Origin of the sequence: Bradyrhizobium sp., assembly GCF_035701725.1 — a bacterium.
Taxonomy (GTDB): domain Bacteria; phylum Pseudomonadota; class Alphaproteobacteria; order Rhizobiales; family Xanthobacteraceae; genus Bradyrhizobium.
Genome location: NZ_DASSRP010000378.1, coordinates 1 through 8,613, shown reverse-complemented (window position 1 = coordinate 8,613; position 8,613 = coordinate 1). Strand labels below are relative to the sequence as shown.

Here is an 8,613-nt window from a genome sequence, read left to right as displayed (position 1 = left end):
GGGTGTGCGCATTCTGGCGCGATATCGGCGAACCCGTCGGCATGCGCAGCGATGCCAAGTCGCTGGTCCAGGCGATCCGCGACGCCGGCGAACTACGCTATCTCGATGGCGGCGGGGTCGGCTGCTTCAACGAGGACGAGCGCCCGACCGATCGACGCAGGATCTATCACCACTTCACCTTCTACGGCTTCCTGCTGTGCTTTGCGTCAACCTGTGTGGCGACGCTCTACCATTATCTGCTGGCACGCGAAGCGCCGTATGCATGGTGGGACTTGCCCGTGGTGCTGGGTACGGTCGGCGGCGTCGGGCTGCTGATCGGGCCGATTGGGCTATTGATGGAGAAGTCGATACGCGATAGCGCGCTCGTGGATGCCAATAGCTCCGGCATGGACGCGGCTTTCACACTGATGCTATTTCTGACCGGCCTCACCGGCCTTGCGCTCTTGTTGTGGCGTGAAACGTCGGTCATGGGCGCGCTGCTGGCGCTGCATCTTGGCGTGGTGTTCGCGCTTTTCATCACGCTGCCTTATGGAAAATTCGTCCATGGCCTTTATCGCTTTGCGGCGCTGGTGCGTTATGCGCGCGAGCGACGGATGGCCGGACATATCTGATTTGCCGCGAGCCGGAGCACGACCATGAAAGACCTCATCGCGATTGCCGAACAGGTCGCGGCGAAACTCGTCAAGCGAAAGCAAACTATCGCGGTCGCGGAGTCCTCGACCGGCGGGCTGATTTCGGCAAGCCTGCTCGCGGTATCCGGTGCATCCGCTTATTTCCTCGGTGGTGCCGTGGTCTATACACGCGACGCCCGCCGGCTTCTGGCCGATATTTCCGACGAGGACATGAAAGGCATACGTTCGGCCTCCGAACCCTACGCCCAGCTGCTCGCGAACCGGACCCGGGAGCGCTTTGCGACCGACTGGGCCCTCTCGGAAACCGGCGCTGCCGGTCCGACCGGCAACCGCTACGGCGATCCCGCCGGTCACAGCTGCATGGCGATTGCCGGACCCGTCTCGCAGGTGATCACGCTGGAGACCGCAAGCAACGACCGGCAAGCCAACATGCACGCCTTCGCGGCGCGCGCGCTGAATTTGTTGCTGGAGAATCTGTCGCGTTAGCTCCCGCCGCGCCAGACAATTGAAGCCTCGAGGTCTTGGCAACGGTGCCGAGCTCCCTCTCCCCTTGTGGGAGAGGGTTGGGGTGAGGGGTCCAAGTCTATCGATAAGCCTAACCCCCTCGCCCGGATCGCATCTGACGATGCGATCCGACCTCTCCCACAAGGGGAGAGGTGAAGAGCAGCCGTCACTTCTCTCTGAACGCACGCATCAGCTGATCGCTGAGCGGCTTGATCAGGTAGGACAGCAGCGTGCGATCGCCGGTCTGGACGAAGGCTTCCACCGGCATGCCCGGGATCAGCTTGACGTCGCCGAGACGCGCGATTTCTTCCGCCGGCATCGAGACGCGGATCGTATAATAGGATTGTCCGGTTCGCTGGTCGGTGGTGGTGTCGGGTGAAACGCGAGTGACGACGCCGTTGAGCTCGGGCGTGGTGCGCTGGTTGAACGCCGACAGCCGCAGCAGCGTCTTCTGCCCAAGCTGCAATTTATCGATGTCCTGCGGATTGACCTTGGCTTCGACCTGAAGATCGTCAGCCTGCGGCACGATCAGCATGATGGTGTCGCCGGCAGTGATCACGCCGCCGACCGTATGCACCGTGGATTGCAGCACCATGCCGTCCTGGGGCGCGCGGATGTCGACCCGCCGCAACTGGTCTTCGGCCGTCACCTTGCGTTCGACGAATTCGCCGATCTTGTCGTTGGTTTCGCGCAGGTCCTTGGACACGTCGCTGACGACGTCCTTGTCGACCTGGATGATCTGAAGTTCGGTCTCGGTGATCTTGCCCTTGGCCTGGGCGCGCGAGGCAATGTATTGCGCGCGTTCGCCGGCGAGCCGCGCAGCGTCACGCTCCAGCGTCGTAAGCCGGCTCAACTGCACCAGGTGCTTTTCATAGAGATCGCGAACGCCGGCGAGTTCCTTCTCGACCAGGCTGATTTCCTGATCCTTTGCCTTTTCCTGGGCGGTAAGGCCGGCGATTTCCTCGTTCAGCTGAACGATACGCTCGCGCAGCTGGGCCTTTTGGCCGGTCCTGCCATTGACGCGGACCTCGAACAGCTTGGTTTCGCTGGCCATGATGCCGGCAACTTCGGGATCGCTGGCGCGGCTCGTCAGCATCGGCGGGAAGGTAATCTTGTCCAGGCCGCGCTGCTCGGCCTCCAGGCGCGCGGCGCGCGCCCACAAGCCGTCGAGATTCTTGGTGACGATGGCAAGGCTCGCCTTGGTCACGGTGTCGTCGAGCCGCACCACGACATCGCCCGCCTTGACGACATCACCGTCGTGCGCGCGCAACTCGCCGACCACGCCGCCGGTTGGATGCTGCACCTTCTTGACGTTGGATTCGACCACAATCGATCCCGGCGCGATCAGCGCGCCCGAGATTTGCGCGGTCGATGCCCAGCCGCCGAGCCCGCCCGCAAGCAGGATAACGACCGACAGTCCGACAATCAGATGCCGCTTGATCGAAAAGCGCGTGCCTTGCTCGTTGAAGTCCTTGAGCGTGATCATGGCTTGGCGACGCCTCCGTCGGAGACGATCTTGATCGGAGCAGCCGCGACGCGCGGCTGCAACACTTGCGCCAGCACGGTTTCCTTCGGCCCGAATGCCTGGACGCGTCCATCGCGGAGCACGAGCAACTGATCGACGGCTTCAATGCCGATCGGCCGGTGCGCGACCACGACCACAATGGCACCCCGCTCGCGCGAGGCACGAATGGCGCGGGTCAGCGCTTCGTCGCCTTCGGTATCGAGATTGGAATTCGGCTCATCCAGAACGATGAGGAACGGATTTCCGTATAGCGCGCGCGCCAGAGCGACGCGCTGGGCCTGCCCGGCGGACAATGCCGTCCCTTGCTCGCCGACCTGGGTGTCGTAGCCCTCGCGCATCTTGATAATCATCTCGTGCACGCCGGCTTCCTTGGCGGCGGCAATGATGCCGTCGGAGGTCGCTTCGGGATCGAATCGGCAGATGTTCTGCGCGACGGAGCCCGCAAACAACTCAACGTCCTGCGGCAGATATCCGATATGGCGGCCAAGCACGTCCGAGGACCACTGGTCGAGGGCGGCGCCATCGATCCGCACCTTGCCGCGTGCCGGCTGCCATACGCCGACCAGCGCGCGTACCAGCGAGGACTTGCCGGAGCCGCTCGGCCCGATAATGCCAAGGCCATTTCCAGCCGAAAGCGCAAAGGTCACGTCCTGGACGATGACCCGCTGGTCGCCGGGCGGCACGATGCTGACGCCCTCCATCGACAGGCGGCTGGAAGGCGTCTGCAGCAAGGTCGGCGTGGCACGCGCCGGCATCGACTGCAGCAAATGATTCAGCCGATACCAGCTCTGGCGCGCGGCCATGAAGCTCTTCCAGTGCGCGATCGCAAGATCGACCGGCGCCAGCGCGCGAGCGCTGAGAATCGAACCCGCAATGATGATGCCGGCGGTCGCCTCCTGGTGAATCACGAGATAGGCACCGACCGCGAGCACGGCCGATTGCAGCATCATCCGCAAGACCTTGGCGACGGCCCCGAGCCCGCCGGTGACATCGCTGGCGCGCTGGTTGCCATCGAGATAGCTTTGATTGGCATCGCCCCAGCGCCGGGCCATGCGTCCGGACATTCCCATCGCAACCAGCACCTCGGCGTTACGACGGCTGGTGGCGGCCAGATCGTTGCGCCGCGCCGCAAGTCCAAGCGCCTGACGCACCGGCTCGCGCGAAAGAAACTCCGTCATTAGCGTGAGGGTCACCAGAATGATCGCACCGACCAGCGCGGTAACGCCGATCAGCACGTGAAAGGCAAAGCAGATCGCAAGATAGAACGGCAGCCATGGCAGGTCGAAGAACGCGCCGGGTCCCATGCCGCCGAGAAAGCCGCGGACATTGTCGAGATCGCGCAGCGGCTGAAGCCCCTCGCCACGTCCGCCGATTGAGAGCGGCAACCGCACGACCGTATCGAACACGCGCGCATTAAGCGCTTCGTCGAGCGAAGTTCCAATGCGGCCGAGGATGCGGCCACGGATCAGGTCGAGCAGGCCCTGCGCGATATAGAGACCGCCCGCCAGAATGATCAGCCCGATCAGGGTCGGAACGCTGCGGCTCGGCAGCACGCGGTCGTAGACTTCAAGCATGAACAGCGACCCGGTCAGATAGAGCAGATTGATCATGCAGCTGATGACGCCGACGCCGATAAAGGCGCTGCGGCAGGCCCGCAACGCGTCAGCGAGTTCGGAACGCCGGACGCCCGGAGCGGCTGCCATCTATCTTGATCTCTTCATACGGGGACGCAATTCCCCTTAAATAACGGATACGCATGGAAATTTTACTAATTTTTCCTGGCCCCGTCCAATGCCGGCTGCCGGCCTAAATCGTTACGCTTCAATATCTTATGGGTAGCGGAACGGACCTGGGCCCGCCCCGCTGCCTTCCATAGTAAAGACAGAGCTAAAGGCGACCGCCAGTTCGGATCAGCCGGACGATCAGCAGCAAGATGATGGCGCCGATCGCCGAATAGATGATTTCAGAAATAAGCCCGCCGCCGATGTGGATGCCGAGCCGTGGAAACAGCCAGCTGGCGATGAAGGCGCCGATAATGCCGATGATGATATCGCCGATGATGCCAAATCCGGCGCCGCGCACGACCTTGCCGGCCAACCAACCCGCAACCAGGCCGACAAACAGAATGACTATGAGATGCTCGCCTGAAAGATACATGAAAACTCCCCGGATTATGCGCGTCGTTCCTCCCGCGCCCAGTCGAAAACTTAACCATTATTGGCAGACGTGACCATGCCAATCTGAAAGCTGGACGGAACCAGGGCCGATATTTGCAGAGGGCGGTTGATCACCAGGTTGCGGCGACCGCAACGCGTTCCGCCAGGATGCACCGCGCAATGCGGTCGCCGGCCATCTGCACGTTGGGCGGCAGCCGCTCCAGGCAGCGCGCTTCGGCGACACCGCACCGCGGGGCAAACGAGCAATTGGCCGGTGCGTGATCCAGCGTCGGCGGCGTTCCCGGGATGGTCTCCAGCCGCTCGCCCCGTTTGGCGCCATGGACGGTGGAGGCGAGGAGCCCCTTCGCATAGGGATGAACCGGGGAACGCACGATCTGGCGGAGCGTGCCCTGCTCGACGATTTCCCCTGCATACATCACCGCGACGCGGTCGCAGATTTCCACCGCGACGCCGATATCGTGGGTCACGAAAATCACGGACATGCCGAACTCGCGCTGCAACTCGCGCAGCAGCAGCAAAATCTGGATCTGCACGGTGGCATCGAGTGCCGTGGTCGGCTCGTCCGCGAGCAAGACTTTGGGACGGCAGGCCAGCGCGAGCGCAATCATCGCCCGCTGGCGCATGCCGCCCGACATTTCATGCGGATAGGTGTCGAGCCGGCGTTTGGCCGAGGGGATCCGAACCACCTCCAGCATTTCCAGCGCGCGCGCCCTCGCCTCGCTCGCGCTCTTGCCTTCGTGGCGCATCACGGTCTCGGCGATCTGCCGGCCGATTGTGTAGACCGGATCGAGCGCCAGCGCCGGCTCCTGAAAGATCATCGAGACGGTCTGGCCGCGAAACGCCGACAGTTCCTCATCGTCAAGCGCGAGCACGTCGCGGCCCGCCAGGCGAATGCTGCCGGAAATCGCCGTCCGTTTCTTCGGCAACAAACGCATCAGCGATCGCAAGGTCACGCTCTTGCCCGAACCGGATTCGCCGAGCAGTCCCAGCACCTCGCCCTCGCCGACCGAAAATGAGAGGTTGTTCACGGCGTGCACCGTGCGCTCGCCCGAAAAGCGAATGCTGAGGTTCTCGACTTCGACGAGCGCGGTCATGGCAGTTGCGGCACCTTTTGGTGGAAGTCCGTCGCGCGCTGGAACGCCGCGCCGATCCGCAAGATCGTGGCCTCGTCGAATGAACGGCCGATCAGTTGCAAGCCCACCGGCAGGCCGCTGCGGGTGAAGCCCGCGGGAACCGCCAGCGACGGCAGACCTAGATAATTGATCGGGCGGGTGAACCTCGTCAGCCGCTGGAGCACGGCATCCGCCCCCGGGCTGCCGCCGACATCGCTCTCGGCAATCGTCGGCGCCGGGATCGGCGAGACCGGCGCGATCATCGCATCGACCTTCGCCGTGGCAGCGTTATGTGCCGCGAGCGCCGGGCCGCGCCAGCGCAGCGCTTCGAGATAGGTGACGCCCGAGACCGCCAGGCCGTTCTGAAGCCGCATCATCACTTGCGGGCTGTAATCCTGCGGGCGCTCGATCATCCAGCGCTTGTGGAAGGCAGCCGCCTCCACGGCAAGCACAAGCTGCGAGGCGCTGGAGAGCTGGCGTTGATCGGGCAGGTCGACCTGAACGACGTTGGCGCCTTCGCGCTTGAGCGTCGCAATCGTTGCATCGAGCACGCCGGCGACTTCCGCATCGAGATCGTCGACATAGAAGGCACTCGGCACGCCGATGGTGAGCCCCTTCATCGGCTGCGCGGTCGCCGCGGCATAATCCGGCACCGGCAGGCTGCTCGCGGTGAGATCGGCAGGGTCGGCGCCCGCCATCAGGCCCAGCAACACGGCGCAGTCTTCGGCCGTGCGGGCCAGCGGCCCAACGGTGTCGAGCGATTGCGATAGCGGCATGGCGCCCGCGCGGCTGACGCGGCCGACGGTGGTTTTCAATCCGGTCACGCCACAGAAATGCGCGGGCATGCGAATCGAACCGCCGGTATCCGAGCCGAGCGCGGCAAAGGTCAGCCTCGCCGCCACCGCCGAGCCCGACCCGGATGACGAGCCCCCGGTAACATGCGCCAGCCCAAACGGATTGTGCACCGGTCCGAAATGCGCGTTGTGGCCGGTCGGGCCGTAAGCGAATTCGGCCATCTGCAGCGAGCCGAGGCGGACCGTGCCGGCGTCCTTCAGTCGTTGCAACGCGGTCGAGGTGGTCGTGGCGACGAAATCGCGGCGGATACGCGAGCCGCAGGTCACCATCTTGCCTGCCTCGTAATACATGTCCTTGTGCGCGAGTGGCACGCCGTGCAGTTTCCCCCGACGGCCGCCCTTGGCGAGCGCAGCATCGGCCGCATCGGCCGCTTTCAACGCCTCATCCGCCTCGATCGCCATGAAGGCGTTCAGATGCGGCTGCCATTTCGCGATCCGGTCAAGACAGGACTGCGTCGCCTCGCGCGAAGAGAGTTGCTTGTCTGCGATCGCGTTTGCGACCGCGGTCAGCGACATCAGGGCCGGTTCGGTGCTCATCGAGCGGCCTTTTCGGTTTGGACCAGCATGAACGTCGAAGGTTCGAGATCGAACGGCAAGGTGCCGGCAATCGCGGCAAAACCGTCGAATGCCGGCCCGATGGAATTGGCGATACGCGTGGCGATTGCGGTATCGACCGGCACGCCGGCGGCGCTGGCGATGGCGCTGATCTCTTTCTCCGTGGGTCTAGTCATGCCTTGTTTCCTCTTTCTTGTTGTGGCGCACCGCTGTGGCCTGATCCGGGAATGGCCATGTAGCAGGCCGCCTGATGGCCCATTTTATCAAGCGCGGTGAGTTTAGGTGTGGTTGCAGCGCAGAGCGGCTCCGCAAACGGGCAGCGGGTGTGGAAGCGGCAGCCCGGCGGCGGGTCGATGGGATTGGGCGGATCGCCCGAGATCGGCGGCGCCTCGGTCCGCCGGTCGGGATCGGAGGACGGCATCGCCGCGAGCAGCGCCCTGGTATAGGGATGCGCGGGCGCGTCCCATACCTGATCGACGGGACCGAGCTCGACCACTTCACCCAGATACATCACCAGCACGCGGTCGGAGATGTAACGAACGACGTTGAGGTCGTGGCTGATGAAGAGATAGGTCAGGCCGAACTCGCGCTTGAGATCGGCCAGGAGGTTGAGCACCTGCGCTTCGACCGACTTGTCGAGCGCCGAGACCGCCTCGTCGAGGATGACGAGGCGCGGCGACAGCGCGAGCGCACGCGCAATGTTGACGCGCTGGCGTTGCCCGCCGGAAATCTCGTGCGGGTAGCGATTGGCGAAATTCTCCGGCCGCAATCCGACCTTGCCCAGCAGTTCACGCGCGAGCGCGCGGGCCGGCGCATCTGCCATGCCGTGCACCTTCGGGCCAAAGGCAATCGATTCCTCGATCGTCAGACGCGGGTTGAGCGAGGCGTAGCTGTCCTGAAACACCATCTGCATGCCGCGACGCAATTCCCGCAAAGACAATGCGCGCCCGACCTGCATTCCGTCATAGATGATTTCGCCGGCGTCGCGCGGCATCAAATGCATCAAGAGCCGGGCGGTCGTCGACTTGCCGCAGCCGGATTCGCCGACAATGCCGACGGTCTCGCGCTTGGCGATGGCGAACGACACATCGTCAACCGCACGCACCGTCTTGCGGGCGCTGAAGAGGTCGCCTCGCACCGGGAAATGTTTGGTCAGCCCTTTGACTTCAAGCAGCGGCTGCGCTGCGCCGCCGACGTCCTTGATCGGCTCGAGCAGGGTCATGGCTGGTGTCCCGATTTCGAAGTTCGTGTCAA

8 protein-coding genes and 1 pseudogene are annotated in these 8,613 nt (G+C 64.0%); 2 read left to right on the top strand and 7 right to left on the bottom strand.

Going from position 1 to position 8,613, the window contains the following annotated elements; all coding sequences use genetic code 11:
* Together tcuB and VFL62_RS22790 are read left to right on the top strand one after the other, a co-directional pair.
* Positions 1-611, top strand: a pseudogene (tcuB, locus tag VFL62_RS22795) (tricarballylate utilization protein TcuB); the annotation flags it as partial.
* 24 nt (positions 612-635) lie between these two features.
* Positions 636-1,118 carry a CinA family protein gene (locus VFL62_RS22790; RefSeq protein WP_325174654.1) on the top strand — a complete coding sequence of 161 codons (483 nt, stop codon included), beginning with the start codon at positions 636-638 and terminating at the stop codon, positions 1,116-1,118.
* Between the two features lie 184 nt (positions 1,119-1,302).
* Here the strand turns inward: VFL62_RS22790 and VFL62_RS22785 are convergent, their stop codons facing one another.
* From VFL62_RS22785 to VFL62_RS22755, 7 genes are all read right to left on the bottom strand, one after another.
* Entirely contained in the window at positions 1,303-2,622 is a 1,320-nt protein-coding gene (locus VFL62_RS22785) for an HlyD family type I secretion periplasmic adaptor subunit (RefSeq protein ID WP_325174653.1), read from the bottom strand.
* Positions 2,619-4,364 (bottom strand): type I secretion system permease/ATPase, encoded by a 1,746-nt coding sequence (locus tag VFL62_RS22780; protein WP_325174652.1) that lies wholly within the window; start codon positions 4,362-4,364, stop codon positions 2,619-2,621. The genes VFL62_RS22785 and VFL62_RS22780 overlap by 4 nt, the downstream gene beginning before the upstream one ends.
* Positions 4,365-4,548: 184 nt before the next feature.
* Complete coding sequence (locus VFL62_RS22775; protein WP_325174651.1) at positions 4,549-4,818, bottom strand: GlsB/YeaQ/YmgE family stress response membrane protein; 270 nt, start codon at positions 4,816-4,818, stop codon at positions 4,549-4,551.
* 130 nt (positions 4,819-4,948) lie between these two features.
* Positions 4,949-5,932, bottom strand: a complete 984-nt coding sequence (locus VFL62_RS22770; RefSeq protein WP_325174650.1) for an ABC transporter ATP-binding protein — start codon at positions 5,930-5,932, stop codon at positions 4,949-4,951.
* Entirely contained in the window at positions 5,929-7,341 is a 1,413-nt protein-coding gene (locus VFL62_RS22765; protein WP_325174649.1) for an amidase, read from the bottom strand. The genes VFL62_RS22770 and VFL62_RS22765 overlap by 4 nt, the downstream gene beginning before the upstream one ends.
* A complete protein-coding gene (locus tag VFL62_RS22760) occupies positions 7,338-7,535 on the bottom strand; it encodes a hypothetical protein (RefSeq protein WP_325174648.1) in 198 nt (65 codons plus the stop codon). The genes VFL62_RS22765 and VFL62_RS22760 overlap by 4 nt, the downstream gene beginning before the upstream one ends.
* Positions 7,532-8,581, bottom strand: coding sequence for an ABC transporter ATP-binding protein (locus VFL62_RS22755; RefSeq protein ID WP_325174655.1), 1,050 nt, complete (start codon positions 8,579-8,581; stop codon positions 7,532-7,534). Before VFL62_RS22755 ends, VFL62_RS22760 begins: the two co-directional genes overlap by 4 nt.
* Positions 8,582-8,613: the final 32 nt, after the last annotated feature.